At 67.8% G+C, this 17,986-nt stretch carries 15 protein-coding genes; 9 read left to right on the forward strand and 6 right to left on the reverse strand.

Features of this window, described 5'->3' with window-relative positions; translation table 11 throughout:
* Positions 1-7 precede the first annotated feature (7 nt).
* Both BAU06_RS10820 and BAU06_RS10825 read left to right on the forward strand, forming a co-directional pair.
* Positions 8-1,201, forward strand: a complete 1,194-nt coding sequence (locus BAU06_RS10820; protein WP_156770208.1) for an alpha/beta hydrolase family protein — start codon at positions 8-10, stop codon at positions 1,199-1,201.
* Positions 1,202-1,284: 83 nt separating this feature from the next.
* Positions 1,285-2,427: an alpha/beta hydrolase family protein gene (locus BAU06_RS10825; protein WP_066348539.1), complete on the forward strand. Its 1,143-nt coding sequence runs from the start codon at positions 1,285-1,287 to the stop codon at positions 2,425-2,427.
* Positions 2,428-2,449: 22 nt separating this feature from the next.
* On the opposite strand, the gene BAU06_RS10830 is transcribed toward BAU06_RS10825, so the two are convergent.
* Positions 2,450-4,093, reverse strand: coding sequence for a methyl-accepting chemotaxis protein (locus tag BAU06_RS10830; RefSeq protein ID WP_066348543.1), 1,644 nt, complete (start codon positions 4,091-4,093; stop codon positions 2,450-2,452).
* A gap of 140 nt (positions 4,094-4,233) precedes the next feature.
* On the opposite strand from BAU06_RS10830, the gene BAU06_RS26600 reads away from it, so the two are divergent.
* Positions 4,234-5,814 (forward strand): hypothetical protein, encoded by a 1,581-nt coding sequence (locus tag BAU06_RS26600; protein WP_066348546.1) that lies wholly within the window; start codon positions 4,234-4,236, stop codon positions 5,812-5,814.
* An 86-nt stretch (positions 5,815-5,900) separates the two neighbouring features.
* Here BAU06_RS26600 and BAU06_RS10840 read toward each other — a convergent pair whose 3' ends face one another.
* The gene (locus BAU06_RS10840; protein ID WP_197509489.1) at positions 5,901-6,902 is read right to left on the reverse strand and encodes a zinc-dependent alcohol dehydrogenase family protein; all 1,002 of its coding nucleotides are present in this window, start codon (positions 6,900-6,902) and stop codon (positions 5,901-5,903) included.
* A gap of 192 nt (positions 6,903-7,094) precedes the next feature.
* On the opposite strand from BAU06_RS10840, the gene BAU06_RS10845 reads away from it, so the two are divergent.
* Both BAU06_RS10845 and BAU06_RS10850 read left to right on the forward strand, forming a co-directional pair.
* The gene (locus BAU06_RS10845) at positions 7,095-7,961 is read left to right on the forward strand and encodes a LysR family transcriptional regulator (RefSeq protein WP_066348550.1); all 867 of its coding nucleotides are present in this window, start codon (positions 7,095-7,097) and stop codon (positions 7,959-7,961) included.
* Positions 7,962-8,058: 97 nt separating this feature from the next.
* Positions 8,059-8,538, forward strand: coding sequence for a VOC family protein (locus BAU06_RS10850; RefSeq protein ID WP_066348557.1), 480 nt, complete (start codon positions 8,059-8,061; stop codon positions 8,536-8,538).
* 27 nt (positions 8,539-8,565) lie between these two features.
* Here the strand turns inward: BAU06_RS10850 and BAU06_RS10855 are convergent, their stop codons facing one another.
* Positions 8,566-9,039 carry a type II toxin-antitoxin system YhaV family toxin gene (locus tag BAU06_RS10855; protein ID WP_066348565.1) on the reverse strand — a complete coding sequence of 158 codons (474 nt, stop codon included), beginning with the start codon at positions 9,037-9,039 and terminating at the stop codon, positions 8,566-8,568.
* Complete coding sequence (locus BAU06_RS10860) at positions 9,036-9,368, reverse strand: type II toxin-antitoxin system PrlF family antitoxin (protein ID WP_066348569.1); 333 nt, start codon at positions 9,366-9,368, stop codon at positions 9,036-9,038. Before BAU06_RS10860 ends, BAU06_RS10855 begins: the two co-directional genes overlap by 4 nt.
* A gap of 216 nt (positions 9,369-9,584) precedes the next feature.
* On the opposite strand from BAU06_RS10860, the gene BAU06_RS10865 reads away from it, so the two are divergent.
* Positions 9,585-11,873: a heavy metal translocating P-type ATPase gene (locus BAU06_RS10865; protein WP_066348571.1), complete on the forward strand. Its 2,289-nt coding sequence runs from the start codon at positions 9,585-9,587 to the stop codon at positions 11,871-11,873.
* Positions 11,874-11,913: 40 nt separating this feature from the next.
* On the opposite strand, the gene BAU06_RS10870 is transcribed toward BAU06_RS10865, so the two are convergent.
* Positions 11,914-12,894, reverse strand: coding sequence for a Bug family tripartite tricarboxylate transporter substrate binding protein (locus BAU06_RS10870; protein ID WP_066348579.1), 981 nt, complete (start codon positions 12,892-12,894; stop codon positions 11,914-11,916).
* A gap of 419 nt (positions 12,895-13,313) precedes the next feature.
* Between BAU06_RS10870 and BAU06_RS10875 the strand changes: the two genes are divergently transcribed.
* From BAU06_RS10875 to BAU06_RS10885, 3 genes are all read left to right on the forward strand, one after another.
* Positions 13,314-15,002, forward strand: a complete 1,689-nt coding sequence (locus BAU06_RS10875) for a flavin-containing monooxygenase (RefSeq protein ID WP_082993631.1) — start codon at positions 13,314-13,316, stop codon at positions 15,000-15,002.
* Complete coding sequence (locus BAU06_RS10880; protein ID WP_066348581.1) at positions 14,999-15,757, forward strand: SDR family NAD(P)-dependent oxidoreductase; 759 nt, start codon at positions 14,999-15,001, stop codon at positions 15,755-15,757. The genes BAU06_RS10875 and BAU06_RS10880 overlap by 4 nt, the downstream gene beginning before the upstream one ends.
* Before the next feature lie 195 nt (positions 15,758-15,952).
* On the forward strand, positions 15,953-16,807 hold the full coding sequence (locus BAU06_RS10885) for an IclR family transcriptional regulator (protein ID WP_082993632.1): 855 nt from the start codon (positions 15,953-15,955) through the stop codon (positions 16,805-16,807).
* Between the two features lie 184 nt (positions 16,808-16,991).
* On the opposite strand, the gene BAU06_RS10890 is transcribed toward BAU06_RS10885, so the two are convergent.
* A complete protein-coding gene (locus BAU06_RS10890; RefSeq protein WP_066348587.1) occupies positions 16,992-17,957 on the reverse strand; it encodes an alpha/beta hydrolase in 966 nt (321 codons plus the stop codon).
* Positions 17,958-17,986: the final 29 nt, after the last annotated feature.

A 17,986-nucleotide genomic window follows, 5' to 3' on the forward strand; every position in this document is an offset into this window, starting at 1 on the left:
ACGCAGCATGAGCGCACAGGATCGTCCTTCGCCGAAATACGAGCCGTTCGGCTGGCACCATTGGCCCGATGACTTCTGGATGTCCTATCAGTTCCGGCGTGGATTGGGCGAGACCCAGGAGGGCGGCGGCGCCGTTAGCGAGGTCTTCCAGGCCGCCACGCACATCGTCCCCGGCGATTTCGAAACCTGGTACGCGGCATGGCGCCATATCGCCGACCGCAACGCGCGCCGCGGCGACGCCGCCTTGCAAGACGGCCATATCCGCACCGCCATGAATTGCTGGCTGCGCGCGGCCAACTACTACCGCGAGGCCGAGTTCTGGCTCCAGCCGGACGATCCGCGCAGGCTGGATGCCTTTACCCAGGCCGAGCGCGCCTCCGCCAAGGCCTTCACCCGCATGGATCCCCCCGCGGAAATCGTCGAGATCCCCTACGAAAACGGCAAGACGCTGCCCGCGTATTTCGTGCGGTCGGCCAACGGCGGACCGCGCCAGCCCGTGCTGATTTCCGTGGGCGGGCTGGACTCGTACAAGGATGAGCTGTGGTTCATGACGGGCCGCGGCGCCGTGCAGCGGGGGATGTCGGTGCTGATGGTGGACGGCCCGGGCCAGGGCGGCGCCTTGCGCCGGCACGGGCTGGTCACGCGCCATGACTACGAAGTGCCCATCGGGCGCTGCATCGACTGGCTTGCCGCGCGTGGCGATGTGGACGCCAGCCGCATCGCGGTAAGCGGTTCCAGCCTGGGCGGCTATTACTCGGCGCGCGCCGCCGCCATGGACGCCCGCCTGGCCGCCTGCATCTCCCATGGCGCGATCTGGGACATCCACGAACGCTGGAAGGCCCGCGACGACAACCACGGCCTGGCCGGCCACATCAAGTGGGTGTTCGGCGCGCGCAGCATGGCCGAGGCCACCGAAATCGCCCGGCCCTTTACCCTGGAAGGCGTGCTGGAGAACATGAAGTGCCCCTACCTGATCATCCACGGCGGCCATGACGTGCTGGGCGTGGAGACGGTCAGGAAGGTGCACGACTACGCGCTCGCGCACGGCGTGCGGGCCACGCTGAAGCTGACCGGTGCGGAGGAAACCGGCGCCGAGCATTGCCAGCACGACAATCCCACGCTGGGGCAGGAACTGATGCTGGACTGGCTGGCGGATGTCTTCGGCATCGACCAGGCGCGGCTGTCTTTCTTCCCGGGATAGGGCGCGCCCGTGGGGGCCCGCGTTGCCCGGCATTGCCTTGACGATCACATTCCAGGCGCGCGTCGCCGCCGATGGAGAAATCAATGAGTCACTGGTTCGAGTATTTTCCCGGCCACCACATGTGGTCGCAGGGCATGATGTTCGGCATCGAAATGGCCGGCTGGGGCGCGGCGTCGATCAGCGAGATCGACCAGATCGGCCAGAAGCTGAAAGGCCACGAAGGCGACAACGAGCGCTGGTGGCGGGAATGGGTGGACATGGCGCGCCGCATCGAGGGCTTCGGCGACGCCGAGGAAACGCGGGGCCACAGGCTGACATCCGGCGCCTATTATCTTCGCGCGGCCGTCTACTACTTCTGCGGCGAACGCTTCATCGCGCCGTCCGAGCGTAAATGGCAGACCTACCGCGATTGCCTGCGCTGCTTCGCCAAGGGATTGGAACGCCGCTTTCCCTCCATTTCGCGCGCCGACGTGCCCTATGAAGGCACGACATTGCCGGCGTGGTGGCTGCGCGCGGATGTGCAGGGTCCGGCGCCCACCGTGGTCATGTTCGACGGCCTGGATAACGCCAAGGAAATGAGCGTGCTGTTCGGCGGCATCGAAATCGCCAAGCGCGGGATTCACGTGCTGGCCATCGACGGCCCGGGGCAGGGCGAAGCGCTGCGGCTGCAGGGCATCCCCAGCCGCTACGACTATGAAGTGCCCGCCGGCGCGGCCTACGACTGGGTTGCCGCCCGGCCGGAGGTCGATCCGGCGCGCGTGGCGGTGATGGGCTTTTCCATGGGGGGCTACTACGCGCCGCGCGCCGCCGCCAAAGACCATCGCTTCGCCGCCTGCGTGGCCTGGGGCGGGCATTTCGACTACCACGAGGCCTGGGTGCGCCGGCGCCGCATCATGGAATCGGGCGGCACGAAGATCTCCGCGCCCAACTTCCAGCTGCCCTGGGTGCTGGGCATGCCCGATATGGACGCCTGCATGAAAAAGCTGGAGAACTACCGGCTGAAGGACGTTGCGCGGGACCTGGTGTGCCCGTTCTTCTGCCTGCACGGCGAGAACGACACCATCGTGCCGGTGGAGTTCGCCCAGCGCCTGATCGAGGCGGTGGGCGCGAAGAACAAGACGCTGCGCATCCTGACCGCCCACGAAGGCGGCAGCGAGCACTGCCAGGAGGACAACCGCCAGGTAGGCGCCAATATCGTGGCGGACTGGCTGGCGGACAACCTGTAGGGGATGGCGCGGCCCGCCTCGCTCAGGCCTGCGACAATGCCAACGGGCCTTGTCCGGTGCGCCGCTGTGCCGCCTTCCCGGCGCCGGGCCGCCGGGAAGGCATGCCCCCCAAGCGGAACACGCGCATCGTTTCGTGGGTGGTGCGCGCCAGGCCCTCCAGGGACATGGCGGCGGCGGCCACTTCTTCCACCAGGGCGGCATTCTGCTGGGTGATGTCGTCCAGCTGCGCGATGACGGCACCGGCTTGCGCGATGCCGGCAAGCTGTTGTTCGGCCGCGGCACTGATGCCCTCGACCAGGCCGTTCACCTGCCGCACGCCGTCCAGCACCGCGCCCATGGTGTCGCCCGCCGCCGTGGTCCTTTCGTTCCCCTCGTGGACCTTCGCTACCGTGTCCTCGATCAGATGCCGGATCTCCTTCGCGGCATGGCCGCTGCGCTGCGCCAGGGCGTGGACCTCCGCGGCGACCACGGCGAAGCCGCGTCCCTGTTCGCCGGCACGCGCGGCCTCCACCGCCGCGTTCAGCGCCAGGATGTTGGTCTGGAAGGCGATGCTGTCGATGATGCGCGTGATCTCGCTGATGCGCAGGGACGATTCCGAGATGGATTGCATGGTGGCGCCGGCTTGCCGGACGGCGTGGGCGCCTTGCTGTGCGATGTCCTGGGTGCGCGCCGCGAGCCGGCTGACTTCCCGCGCCGAACTGGCCGCCAGGCTGACCGTGGCCGTGATGTCGTCCATCGATCCCGCCGTCTGCCGCACATTCCGGGCTTGCGCTTCGGTGCGCTCGGACAGGTGCAGATTGCCCTGGGCCAGCTGGGCCGCGCCCGCCGCGATATCCTGGCTTTGGTCGCGGGCATCGCGGACGATGGAGCCGATGTTGACGCGCAGCTGGGCCAGCGCCTGCCGCAGGCGGCCGATTTCATCGTGGCGGGCCCGGCTCGGCAATTCCGCCAGGTCGCCCGCCGCCAGGCGATGGGCCGCCGCCAGCACGTCGTCCAGCGGGGCCTTCAGGATGGCCTTGAGGAAGCGCCACGCGCCGCCGACCAGGGCCAGGCGCAGCAGCCATGCGGCGCAAGCGGATATCGCCGTGTCGGCCGGAAGATACCGGTCTATCGCCATGAAAGCCAGCAGCATCGCCACCAGCAGCGCCATTACGCTGCCCACGATGCCCGGGCGCGACGCCTCGGCCAGCCGCCCGGCCAGCGTCCGCTTCACCGGCCGGCCTGCGGACAGGGCGTGAATCGGCCTGCCGGCATGCGCCTCTTCCCGCATTGCCGCGTATAGCGTCTCGGCTTCCTGGATCTGTTCCGGCCTTGCCTCGGTGCGCACGGACATATAGCCCACGGGCTGGCCGTCCTCCAGCAGCGGCGTGGCATTGGCCATGACCCAGTAGTAGTCGCCGTTCTTGCGACGGTTCTTCACGGGCGCGGACCAGGGCTGGCCGGAAGCGATGGTCGCCCACATATCGCGGAATGCCTCTTCCGGCATATCGGGATGGCGGATGATGTTGTGCGGCTGGCCGAGCAATTCCTCGCGGGTGTATCCGCTGACCTCGGCGAACATGGCATTGCAGTACAGGATACGTCCCTTGGTGTCGGTGGTGGAAACCAGGGTGTGGCCTTTGGGGAAGGGGAACGCGTTTTCCGTGACCGGGAGATTCAGGCGCATAGTCTCGTCTGTGGGTGCGGGCACGGCATGGCGCGCCCGTCTAGTTGTGATGGGGGACCGGCTATCCTATCGGGGCCCGTGCGCCGTTCGCTTGAGCTATGTCAAGGAAGGGCTGGAAATCCAGGGAAGGGCCGTACCTCATGCCGCCATTGCCGTCTTCGCCCTTGCTCGATGCCACGCTGCGCGCCGTGGCGCGCCGCTATCGCCTGCCCGCGATGGGCGCCGTGCCGGCCGAGGCGGACCCGGGCACGGTCCTGGCCGTGACCATCGAAGAGGCACGCGCGGCGCTGGCGCGCAATGCGGCGCCCGATGCGTCGCTGCGCTGCGCCTTCCTGCAGGCGCTGGCGGAACTGATCCACCAGGCCATGCGGGAGGAAGGTGGCGACCCGGTCTTCCAGGCCATGGTGCTGCGGCATGGCGCGGCCCCGGTGCGCGAATACGCCTCCTTGTCCGCGCACGCGCAGGCCGACCGCCGCCAGGTGCGGGCAGCCGTCAATGCGATCGCGCATCCGGCCCGGCTGCAACGGCTCGATCCCGGCCCGCGGCGCGAGGCCCTGGCAGGATTGCACGCGGCGGCGGCCTCGGCCTCATGGACCGAATTGGATAGCGCCGCGCGGCGCTTGCACGAGATACTCGCCCGCGCGCGGGAAACCCCTGCGGAGGACACCCGCGTGCCGCCTGGATTGGCGGTTTCTTCGGCAGCCGGGTTGGCGGATCCGCCGGCACATCGGTCCGCGGATCCGTCCACGCATCCGTCCACGCATCCGTCCACGCATCCGTCCACGCATCCGTCCACGCATCCGTCGGCGCAGCGCATCAGTGGGCAGGGGCAGACGCTGCTCATGCATAGCCTCCGGCGCCTGCGCGACGATCCCGCCCTGGCGCGGCTGGTGCGCCTGGAATCCCTGTCGGCGGATACGCGGGTCCGCCGCTACCGGTCGCTATGGGATCGCAACGGCCCCCGCTCCGGAACCCGCGCGGCCGTTGCGCGCGGCGCCACGTCGCAGGAACGCGGTGCCGCCGTCGAAGAAGCCGCCGCGCGGGCGCTACAGGCCCTGGCGCGCCGCCTGGACAGGGAAGAGGGCGGACGGGCGTCCTATCGCGTGGTCACATCGATGCGCGTGCCGGCCTCCATCCCCGCGAGCCACGATCGCGCCAAGAGCGAGTGGGACGTCGTCCTGCTCAGGCGCGAGAACGACCCCGGCGAGGCGTCCGCCCATCCGCCGGTCGACCAGCCCTGGGATGTCTGCCTGCTCGTGGAGGCCAAGGCCTCCGTCGATGCGGCCACCACGGATCTACCCCGGCTGGTGCGCGGCCTGCGCCTGCTCGCCCACGCCGACGCGCGGACGGTCTATCCCTTCCAGACCCGGCAGGGCACGGTCCGCCTGCGCGGGGCGCCATTGCGTGCCCTGACGACGGACGACGCAGGCCTGGCAAGGTCCGTACTGTATTGCTGCGACGCGCCCGCCGAGACGCGCGTGCGCTGGCTCGGTGCGGCGAGCCGGATGCAGCTGCTATCGGCGCAGCCCTGCCTGGCGTACGCCAGCACCCTGCGGGGGGAGCCAGCCCCGGATCCTTCGATCCTGGATCCGGTCTGGCATCAATTGCTGGAATCGGCCGAGTGGCGGCCCGTCCTGCATCAATACTCGATGCTGCGGCAGGTACGCGAACTCATGGTCCATGTCGACGACCTGCGCAAGGCGATCGACGGCGAGACCTAGCGCGCAGGCGCTACCCCATCCGAACGGGATTCGGCGGCCTCCGCGGCGCTCCCGGGCCGCCGATGCGATTTCGCGGCGTCGTGCGCTCAACGGACCTGGGCGTCGATATCCACGACCAGTTTGCCGCGCGCCTGGCCTGCCCGGACGATGCGGTAGGCGTCCTCCAGCGTATCGAGCGTGAACCGCCGTTCGTCCACGATGGGCATTACGCGCCCCGATTCGATCAAGGGCCGCGCCTGGTCCAGGATGTCGCGATAATGCCGGCGATCCTGGCCGGACAGCAGCGGCGGCAGGATGAAGACGCCCGAGTAGCTCGCCTCCTTGAATGAAAGCGGCGCCAGCGCGTGCGTGCCCCAGCCCAGGCAGCTGACCACATGCCCGTAGCGCCTTACCGCCTGGAAGGACGCGTCCAGCGCGACACCGCCGACGGTGTCGTACACGCGGTCGAAACCGCGCCCGCCGGTCAGGCGCCGCACGTACTCGGCGACGGGCTCGTCGCGGTCGATGAAGGTGGCGCCCAGCCCTTCGATGGAAGCGCGGTTGTGCGCCGATCCGGTGGCGTGGACGGTCGCGCCCAAGGCCCGGCCGATCTGGACGGCGATGTGCCCGACGCCGCCCGCGCCCCCCTGTACCAGCAGGGTGTCGCCCGCGGCGAGCGCCATGCGGTCGACCAATCCTTTCCACGCGGTAATGAGCACCGACGGCAGCGCGGCCGCTTCGCGCATGGACAGATTGCGCGGTTTGCGCGCCAACAGGTCCGCGTCGACGGCAATGTATTCGGCCAGGGTGCCTTGCAGGCCGCCGACGCCGCCGGCAAAACCATGCACCTCATCGCCCGGCCGGAAGTCGGTGACGCCCGCGCCCACGGCCTGCACCGTGCCGGCAAGATCCATCCCCAGGACCGCCGGGGCGGGATGGCGCGCGTGCTCGGCCGCGCCGGCCTGGATCTTCGTGTCCAGCGGGTTGATGCCGCTCGCGGCGATACGCACGAGGACTTCGCCCGGGCCTGGCGCCGGCAGGGGAATATCGGAAATGCGTAGCGGTGCCCCGTAGGTGGCGAGGACCGCGGCTTTCATGGTCTGGCTCATGATGCGCTCCTGTAAGGTGAGGAAATTGTCGTAGTTCCTTTTTTGAATGGAAATAGATAAAGTTGCAGCACCCTCATTCATTTATGTATAAGCAGGGCGTGCCGTCGCGCCGGGTGCCGGCCAGGAGCCGCGCGATTCCCCCGGACGCCTCGCAGCCCCGCGCCTGCAAGCGCCGCTACTGTCGAGGACGCAATGGAATGGAGTGACCTCAGGATCTTTCTCGCCGTCGCGCGTGCCGGCACGCTGGGCGGCGCCGCGCGCGTCCTGGGTCAGTCCCAGCCGACCATGGGCCGCCGGCTGCGCGTCCTGGAAGGCGCGGTCGGCCACACGCTGTTCCAGCGCACGGCCGAAGGCTTCGTCCTGACCGACGAGGGCCAGGCCGTGCTCGAGCATGCCGAGCGCATGGAAGAAGAAGCGCTCGCCTTCCAGCGGCGGCTGGCGGGCGCGGACGCGCAACTGGAAGGCATGCTGCGGCTATCGTCTTCGGAGTGGTTCGGGACATACGTCCTGGCGCCCATCCTGGCCGAGTTCGGCGCACGGCATCCCAAGGTCTGCGTCGAGCTGCTGACCGACGCGCGGCTCTACAGCCTGCCGCGTCGCGAGGCCGACATCGCATTCCGGATCAAGCCCTTCCAGGAGCCAGAGGTCGTCTCCCGGCGGCTCGTGCGCATCCCGTACGCCTTGTACGCGCGGACGGATGCCGCGACCAGGCCGAAGGGCGGCGGGGAAGGCCTGCGCGTCATCACCATGGACACCGCATTCGCCGAAATGCCGGACGCGCGCTGGCTCCAGCGCGTCCTGCCCAAGGCCGTGGTGGCGATGCGCAGCAACAACCGGCTCGTGCAGGCGGAGCTGTGCCGGCAGGGCAGCGGCCTGGCCGTCCTTCCCACCCTCCTGGGCGACCGCATGCCGGACCTGGCGCGCGTGGACGTGGGCGAATCGCCGCCCGGGCGGGACACCTATGTCGGATATCACCGCGACCTGCGCCGCTTGTCGCGCCTGCGCGCGCTGCTCGATCTGGTCATCGAACGCCTGGCGAGCCCGCGGGCGCCTGCCTAGGCTGACATCGCGAAGGATCTGCGGCATGATCGGCAACGATGCCGGCCCGTGACGATTGTCCCCTGGCCGGCATTCCACCGGACCGAGGAGAATCGACATGCCCAGCAAGAACACCGTTTGCCTCTGGTACGACGGCACCGCCCTGGACGCCGCCAATTTCTACGCCGCGACATTTCCCGACAGCCGCGTCCTGGCGACGCACATCGCGCCGGGCGACTATCCCGACGGCAGGCAGGGCAACATCCTGACGGTGGAATTCACGGTGATGGGCATTCCCTGCCTGGGGCTGAACGGCGGTCCGGCGTTCAGGCATAACGAGGCCTTCTCCTTCCAGGTCTCCACCGAGGACCAGGCCGAGACCGACCGCCTGTGGAACGCCATCGTGGGGAACGGTGGCCAGGAAAGCGCCTGCGGCTGGTGCAAGGACAAATGGGGCGTGTCCTGGCAGATCACGCCGCGCGCGCTCATCGAGGCGGTCACCGACCCCGACCGCGCCGCCGCCAAGCGGGCCTTCGACGCCATGATGGGCATGCGCAAGATCGATATCGCGGCCATCGAGGCGGCAAGGCGGGGTTGACTGGTTCGACGGCTGGATCGGTGACCGCTATCGGACCTGCTTCGCCGCCGCTACGAGCAGTCCGCCCCAGTCATCCGGCGGCTTGCCTCTTTCGAGCATTTTCCTGAAAACCCGATACGCGTCATCGTTGCTTTCATAAGCGCGCTTGGTCTCTTCATCGTTGACCCATGCGAAGACGATGATCCTGCTGGCGGCGTGATAGCGGAAGAACAGGCGGTACTGCTGGAAGAATTTGGCCCGGAACCAATGTTTGCGCTGCTCTCCCAAGGTTTCTCCTGGGCGGTATTCCGGCCGCGTCGGATCCTGCGGGATGATATCGAAGGCCAGGCGCACGATGGCCGCGAGGCGTTTCGTGGCATTCCGGCGCTGGTAGCCTGTCGGGTCCTTGCGCTGGAGCGCTTCGACCTGTTTCGCAAGATCTTCCAGTTGTGCCCGGAATAGGGGATGCAGATAGATCGTCCAACCGTGCGCCGTGACGGGCGCCTTCCCTTCACCTGTCATTCGTCATCAGGCGACAAGGCCGCATCGAGATCGATATCCGCGGCGCCCGCCGACGCCTCGCGCACCCTGGCCAACAGGTCCGCCGTCAAGGGCGTCAAACGTTCCGGATGTGCCGCAATGTCCCTCGCGAGGAAAGCCAGGAATGCTTCCAGGGCAGGGTCCGGCTCATCCATCGGCTCCCCGCGCGAGAGAATCACTTCGCCGTTCGCGCGGACGCTGTAATGGATTTTGTCGCGCTTTCTAAGGCCCAGGGCGCGCCGCACCGTCTCCGGTACCGTGGTCTGGTAGCGGTCGGTAAGCGAGGATTCGACTTCCAAGGTAGTCGTCATGGTCAGATCCTGTGGGCGAAAGGTGCTCCGCTGAGGTGAACAGTATGGTAATGCAATTGCATTACCTCAGTCAAGCCCGCCACGACGCTTGTGATTCATATCAAAGGGGGACTGGACTTGCCGGCTACATTGATAGGCGTCCTCATGCGAGCCCGGGGCGCTTCGTGACCGCATCGCGTGCCGCCCTTTGCCCGGCCTCTTGCGGAATTCCACGCCATGCCGCGCTTGCTGCGAACTACCGACGCCGTCTTGCTGATCCTTTCGGCGTCGACACTGGCCGCGGGCCTGATCTCTTGGGCCGCGGGCAGCCGCGCCTTCGCGCATGGGTTCTGGGTCGCGGGCGCGGCGCCGGTTCTCGCCTTCCTTTCCGTTTCTATCGTGCAGGCGCTGCGTCGCCATGAGACCGGCGTGGACGTGCTCGCATGGCTGGCCATCGCGCTCGCCCTGGGATTGGATCAATCGCTTGCCGCGGCCGTGATCGCGCTGATGCTGTCGACGGGGCGCGCGCTGGAGCGATACGCCGAGGATCGCGCGCAACGCGAGATGACGGCCTTGCTGCGTCATGCGCCGCAGGAAGCTACCCGCCACGAGGCGGGAGAGTGGCGCCGCGTGGCGCTCGATGCCGTCGGCATGGGCGACCGCCTGCTGGTCCGTTCGGGCGACGTCGTACCCGTGGACGGCACGCTTTGCGGCCAGGCCGAGCTGGACGAATCTTCCTTGACGGGGGAATCGGCGATCCAGCGGCGCGCGGCCGGCGCAGCGGTGCGCAGCGGCGTACTGAATGCCGGCGCGCCCTTCGAAATGGTGGCCGCCGCTACCGCCGGCGACAGTACCTTCGCCGGCATCGTGCGCATGGTGCGCACCGCGCGGCAGGAGCGCAGCCCCGCAGCGCGGCTGGCCGACCGCTATGCGTCGGGCTTCGTGGTGGCGGCGCTGGCCATCGCGGCGGGCAGTTGGGCCTGGACGAACGATTCGATGCGGGCGCTGGCGGTGCTGGTCGTCGCGACGCCCTGTCCGCTGATCCTTGCCGTTCCCGTGGCCATCGTCTCCGGCATCTCGCGCTGCGCCAGGCGCGGTGTGCTCGTCAAAAGCGGCGGGGCGCTGGAGCGGCTCGCCAGGGCGGCCACCTTGTTCTTCGATAAGACCGGTACATTGACCAGCGGTCGCGCGCGCCTGGTGGCGATCGAGGCCGCGCCCGGCGTGCAGGCCGAAACCGTCCTGCGGCTGGCTGCTTCCCTGGGGCAGGCCTCGGCGCATGTCATCTCCGAGGCGGTGACCGTCGCCGCGCGGGAACGCGGCCTGGTCTTGTCGCAGCCGTCGGCGATCGTCGAGCATCCGGGCGAAGGCGTCTCCGGCACGGTATCGGGCCGCTCCGTATCGATGGGCGGGTATGCCTATGTGGCCCGGGCCGCGGCGCCGGCGGCGTGGAGCAAGGACTTCCTGCGGCGCGTGGGTTACGAAGGGGCGGCCGCCGTGTTCGTACGCGCCGATGGTGAAATGATCGGGGCGCTCCAGCTTGCCGACGAGATCCGCTTGGAAACGCCGCGCGCCTTGCGCATGCTGCGTCAAGAGGGCATCCGGCGCCTGATCATGCTGACGGGCGACCGGCGCGACGTCGCGCAGACATTGGGCGGGATGCTGGGAGTGACGGACGTGCGCGCGGAGCAGACCCCGTCGGACAAGCTCGCGGCCATCGAGACCGCGCGCAAGGACGGCCCGGTCGTCATGGTTGGCGATGGCATCAACGACGCACCCGCGCTTGCCGCCGCGGACGTCGGCATCGCCATGGGGGCCAGGGGCGCTGCGGCGTCCTCCGAGGCGGCCGATGTCGTGCTGTTGGCGGACCGCCTGGACAGGATCGTCGATGCCGTCCGCGTGGCGCGCCGCGCGCGGCGTATCGCCGTGCAAAGCGTGGCGGCGGGCATGGCGCTCTCGGTGCTGGCGATGATCGCGGCCGCCGGGGGCTATCTGCCGCCTGTATGGGGCGCGCTGCTGCAGGAGCTGATCGACGTGGCCGTCATCCTGAATGCCCTGCGCGTGCTGCGCGTCAAGACAGCGATCCAAGGCCGCCTGTCGTCGTCGGAGGCGGCAAGCCTGAGGGCGAGCCACACTGAACTGGATGCGTTGATGGGGCGCATCCGCCGCCTTGCCGACGAATTACCCACCTTGCCGAAGCAGGCGGTGGCCGGCGCGCTGGCGGATATGCATGCATCCCTGGTTCGCGAACTGCTTCCCCACGAAAGGCGCGACGATGCGGAGGTCTATCCCCAGCTGACGCGCCTGCTTGGCGGGGAAGACCCGCTGGGTACGATGAGCACCGCGCACCGGGAGATATTCCGTGTAACCGCCATGCTGGGCAAGATGGCCGCCGATATTCCGCCCGGTGGGCCGGATGCGGACCGTCTGCGCGAATTCCAGCGCCTGTTGTATGGACTGGACGCGATCGTCCGCTTGCACTGCGCGCAGGAAAACGAGCTTTTCCATGCATTGAGCGAGGCGGCATGACCTTCGGGCCGATGCCGCCAACACTGCGTCGGACAGGGCGCTATTTCGCCTGTTGCAGGCTCTGCTTCAGGCCCGTCTGCTCGGCAGCCGTGCGGGAGGCATCCAGTTTTTTGGCGATGACGGCCTTGAACTCGCTGGGCGAATTGCCGGTGGGAATGAAGCCCATGGACAGGAATTTTTCCCCGAGCTTGGGATCGCGCAAGGCATCCATGAGGGCGGCATTCAGCGCGGCCGTCAGGTTGGCCGGCATTCCCTTGGGGCCCGCCATGCCGTAGAAAAAGGTGCTTTCCAGGCCGGGAACCGCTTCCGACAGTGTCGGGACATCGGGCAGGCCGGCCCAGCGGGTGGTCGATCCCACCGCGATCGCCCGGGCCGCGCCGCTCTTGATATAGGGAAGCGCCACGCCCAGCGGCAGCACCAGCATGTCCACGTGGCCCGCGATCAGATCGGTCAAGGCGGGGCCCGTGCCGGGATAGCCGATGATCGCCGTCTTCACACCCGCGGCGGCCTCGATACGCAGGCTATCCAGGTGCATGCCGCCGCCCGAGACTACCGCGAAGTTCAGTTTGCCCGGATTCTTCTTGGCGTAGGAGATGAAATCGCCGAAGGTCTTGATGGGCACCGACGGGTTCACGACCAGCACCGTGCCGCCGGACGCGATCTGGCCCACATGGTCGAAATCCTTCACCAGGTCGTAGCCCAGATCGTCGCGCACCGCGGCGTTGCCCACATCGGAGTCGGTCCAGATGCCCAGGGTGTAGCCATCCGGGGCGGCGCTTTTCAGGTCGCGGATGCCGAGCACGCCCGTGCCGCCCGGGCGATTCTTCACGATGACCTGCTGGCCCCACTTGCGGGACAGGACTTCCGCCAGGCTCCGTGCCACGGTGTCGGTGCCCCCGCCCGGGGCATAGCCGACGATCAGCGTGACCGGGCGGGTCGGGAAATCGGCGGCATGCGCGGCCGGCAAAAGCAATGCGAGGGCGGCCCACAGGCTCATGGATAAACGGACGATCGGCTTCATTTGTCTTCCTCCTTGGGGGCAGGTCGCGGTGCCGGCTTTGTCTGGTGTCTGCGGCTTTCTCGGGCCTGTTCGACGGACTATACAAAAAAACGACTGAACGTCAAAGAAAATAATTGTTCTCTATAGAAGACGAACGGGCCGCCACAGGCCGATCCCGGCGACGCGGGTCATTCTTTCGGACGAGAATGTCGTCCAATCGCGGGCTTCGCGATAGTCGTGGAGCGGCTCCGAGTCACGCCATCACGCCCGCGTCGTAACGTCGTTCTGTATAGAAGACATGGGTATGCTATTGCATACGGTACGCGATTGCCATACGATGGATGCCGACGCACTTTCCGGCCCTTGCAGAGCGCGCATCCACGGCGTCATGCGCGCTGCGTCAGCCTGGACCGGCGTTCATGGTTACCCGAGGAGGAGACATGTCCCAGCCCCATCCATTCCCACGGCATGCGCAAGCCAAGGCCGAGCCCGAGCCCCAGCCGGAGCGCGTCGACGTCCTGATCGTCGGCGCGGGCTTCGGCGGGCTTTACGCCATCTATCGGATGCGCGAGCTCGGGCTGCGGGTGCGCTGCATCGAAGCGGCAAGCGGGGTGGGCGGTACCTGGTTCTGGAATCGCTATCCGGGCGCGCGCTGCGATGTGGAAAGCCTGGATTACTCCTACTCTTTCTCGAACGCCTTGCAGCAGGAATGGAGCTGGTCGCACCGGTACGCCGAGCAGCCGGAAATCCTGGCGTATCTGAATCACGTGGCGGACCGGTTCGATCTGCGGCAGCACATCCGCTTCGAAACCCGGGTCGCTTCCATGCGCTGGGACGAAGCGCGGGAGACCTGGGAAGTCCGCACCGACCATGGCCCCACGGTGCAGGCCCGCTACTGCATCATGGCCAGCGGCAATCTGTCGGCGCCGCGTGTCCCGGACATCCCGGGCATCGAGCGTTTCCAAGGCGAATGGCACCATTCGGCCCGGTGGCCGGAACAGGGCGTGGACTTCAGCGGCAAGCGCGTGGCGCTGATCGGCACGGGTGCCACGGGCGTGCAGATGCTGCCCAAGATCGCGGCGCAGGCCAGCTTCGTGACGGTCTTTCAGCGCACCGCGAATTTCAGCGTGCCCGCGCGCAACTATCCCATGCCGGAACACGAAGAGCGGGAACAGAAGGCCAACTATCCCGCGCTACGCAAAGCCGCGCGCAAGCAGGCATCCGGCATGTCGCGCGTCGCGATCCCCACCCAATCCGCGCTCGACCTATCCCCTGAAGAGCGCCTGCGCCTGTACGAACAGTTGTGGGCGAAGGGAGGAAGCGCGCGCATGATGGGCGCGTTCACCGACCTGCTGCGCAACGAAGAGGCGAACGAAAGCCTGGCGTCCTTCGTGCGCGAGAAGATCCGCGCCATCGTCAAGGACCCGGAAACGGCGGAAATCCTTACGCCGCGCGATCACCCCATCGGCTCGCGGCGCCTGTGCGTGGACACCGATTACTACGAGACCTTCAACCGGGATAACGTCAAGCTGGTCGACGTCCGCCGCACCCCTATCCAGGAGATCACGGAAAAGGGTTTGCGTACCACCGATGCCGAATACGAAGTGGACATCATTGCCTTCGCGACGGGATTCGACGCGATGACGGGCGCGCTGAACGAGATCGAGATCGCCGGACGCGGCGGCGAACGTCTGGGCCATAAGTGGCGGGCAGGGCCGGCCACTTATCTGGGTCTCATGGTGCACGGCTTTCCGAACATGTTCCTGGTGACCGGCCCGGGCAGCCCATCGGTCAAGGCGAATATGGTCACGGCCATCGAGCAGCACATCGAATGGATCGGCGATTGCCTGACCTATCTGGACGACAACGGCATCGCCACCATAGAGCCCACCGCGCAAGCAGAGGACGCGTGGGTGCGGCATGTTAACGAAGTCGCCAACGGCACCCTGTTCCCCAAGGCGACGAACTCCTGGTATGTCGGCGCGAATATCCCCGGCAAGCCGCGCGTGTTCATGCCTTATGTCGCGGGCCTTCCCGCCTATATCAAGATATGCGAAGAGGTGGTCGCGGACGGCTACCGTGGCTTCGACCTGCGCAAAAACCCAGTGGCGATGGAGGCAAGGCGATGAAGCCGGATAACGTTCTGGTCGTGGGTGGCGCGTCGGGAATCGGGCTGGAGGCGGCGCGCCATTTTCTTGCGGAAGGCGCGGCGGTCACCATTGTGGACGCCAACGCCGAGAAGCTCGCGCAGGCCGAGCATACCCTTGCGTCGTCGGCGGGGCGCCTGCTGGCACTGGCCGCCGATGTCAGGGACCGCGATGGCCTGCGCCGTGCCTTCGAGCAAGGCGCGAGCCGTCACGGTGGCATCGACGCCCTGGTTTTCACGGCGGGCGTGCTGCTTCCCGCCACGCTGGCCGACATGACGGACGAGGCCTACGACCTGACATTCGATGTGAACGCCAAAGGCTTCTGGCGCTGCGCGCAGGCGGCGATGCCTTATTTCCCGGAAAGCGGCGGATCCATTGTCGCCATCTCGTCGTCGGCGGGGCTGCGTCCGAAGGCGGGCAACGGCGCTTACGCGGCATCCAAGGTCGCGCTCCAGTTCCTGGCGCGCACGCTGGCGCTGGAAGCCGCGCATCGGCGCATACGGGTGAACTGCATTTGTCCCAGCATGCTCAAGACCCCGATGACGGAAAAATTCGTCTCCGGCCCCGCGCCGGCGGGCTTCCGGCTGACGGCGACCACGCCGCTGGGCCGCCTGTGCACCGAGGCCGACGTCGTGCGGGTCGTGGCGTTCCTGTGCTCGGAAGCGGCATCGTTCGTGACGGGCGCCACCATCGCGGTGGATGGAGGATCGACGGCGGGCGTGCCCCTCGTGTCGTGATGGCGCGCGCATCCACCGCGCCGGACGAGCGTGGTTTTCCGTGGCGCAAGCGCTGTCCCGCGGCCGGGGGCCGGCCTCGCCGGAAGTATCATATGTCGCCTGCGCCCAGGGAGTTCCCTGGTGGAATATCGTGGCCGCTCGATGCCACCGCCACGTCGCCGCTTGCAAACGACGCTGTGATAGGAATGATTCATCGTGAGTACTGAGTACGGGATCCAGGCTGACTCGCCACCGAACAAGCCCGATCGTTCCGGAACCGCCCGGCACGCGGAAGGCGGCGAGCGCGTGGTGGGGAAACCGGTGGGGGCCATCGTTTCCGGGCTGGCGGTGCTGCGCGCGCTGCACCGGGCGCAGCGTCCCCAGCGGGCCAGCGAAGTCGCGCGTGAAACCGGCCTGCATCGCGGGACGGCGTTCAATATCCTGCGAACGTTCCAGCGCGAAGGCCTGGTCGCCTATAACGAACGCGAACAGACCTACAGCATAGGCATCATGGTCCTGGAGCTGGCGCATGGCGTGCTGCGCACCAGCGGGCTGCTCGACGTCGTCAGGCCGGAAATGTTCTCGCTGGCCGAACGCGTGGGCGTCACCGTCGCGCTGGCCAAGGTCGAGAAAACCTACGATCTGGTGCTGCTGGACTTCGTCGGCGGCGGCTTTCGCGTGGACAGCTATTTCAGCGTGGGCCGCCGGTCGCCGCCTTTTTCCGGCGCCTCGGGCCTGGTCATGGCCGCATTTTCCGGCGCCACGCCGGAACGGGTCCAGGCTGCATATGGCCAGACCGAATGGTTCCGGCGCCCGTCCTTCGAGGAATATGTCGAACGTATCGAAGCGACGCGGGCGCGCGGCTACGCGCTGGACTGCGGTGACAGAAGGCGCGGGCTGACGCAGATCGCCGTGCCGATATTCGCCCAGGCAGGACCATTGGCCCTGGTACTGACGGCCGTGAATTTCAGCTACACGATGACGGAGCAGAAGATCGCCGAAGTCGCGGAAGCGATGCTGGCCTTCGCCGACCGGATGTCCCCGGAGCTGGGGCGGCTGCGGCTCGATTAGCGCGGGGTCGCGCGTGGGGCCGTCCGCGTCGTCCGCGTCGTGGCCGGGCGCGCGCTGCGCGTCCCTGTGCCCGAGCGGGTCGTTTCGCGGAATGTTTGGCGCGGATCGACAGCAAGCCGATCGATAACCTTGGTACCCCGACCCTCGCGCTCTTGCCGAGCCGATATGTCGCGGCATGGGCCGCTTACCAGGGTCGGGCGGGCTCCGGCAGCGATAGCGCCCGGCGCAAGGCCGCGCACAGGCGATGGAATTCCCGGTCCGCCACGGCGCTCATCCGACGCGCGCGCAAGAAGCCATGGATCATGCCTTGGCCGATATGCATCTCTACCGCGTTGCCCGCGGCACGCAGCTTTTCGGCATAGCGCCTGCCGTCGTCCAGCAAGGGATCGTGGTCGGCCAGGATCAGGCAGGCGGGCGGTAATCCGGCGTGGTCCGCCGCGCGCATGGGCAGCGCATAGCCTTCATCCCGTCCGGTCATGGCGCGCGGCAGGAAGGACTCCAGGGCGAAGGCCATGGCCTCGCGCGTCAGGAAGGCGTCCTGGGTGTTGTGCAGGTAGCTCGGGGTATCCAGGTCGGCGTCCAGCGTGGGGTAGATCAGGGCCTGCATGCACAGCCTGGGACCGCCCCGATCGCGCGCCAGCAGCGTGCAGGCCGCGGCCAGGTTGCCGCCGGCGCTGTCGCCGGCCACGGCGATGCGGTCGGGGTCGACGCCCAGCAGCCCGCTCTCGCGGGCGGCCCAGGTCAGGGCTTCGTAGGCGTCTTCGGTGGGCGCGGGATAGGGGTTTTCCGGTGCGCGCCGGTAATGCACGCTAAGCACCTGCGCGCCGGTATTGCATGCCAGGCTGGCCGTGATGAAATCATGTCCCTGCGGGCTGCCCGCGACGAAGGCGCCGCCGTGCAGGTAGACGATGGTGGGCAGCGGCCCGTCCGCGCACGGGCGATACACGCGCACGGGGATCTCGCGGCCCGGCAGCACGATGTACGTATCGCTGACCGCCAGCCAGGCGGGGTAGGGTTCGTTGATGATCGCGGCCTGGCGGTCGGCGCGTGCGCGCCGCTGCGCCAGCGTCAGGTTGCGGGTATCGCCCATCTCGCCCAGGGCCTTGCGCATGCGGTCCACATATTCCTGGATGCCCGGATCGTAAGCCATGGATGATCGCCTGCCGTGGATCGTGAGTA

The organism is Bordetella bronchialis, from assembly GCF_001676705.1.
Classification (GTDB): Bacteria; Pseudomonadota; Gammaproteobacteria; order Burkholderiales; family Burkholderiaceae_B; genus Bordetella_C; species Bordetella_C bronchialis.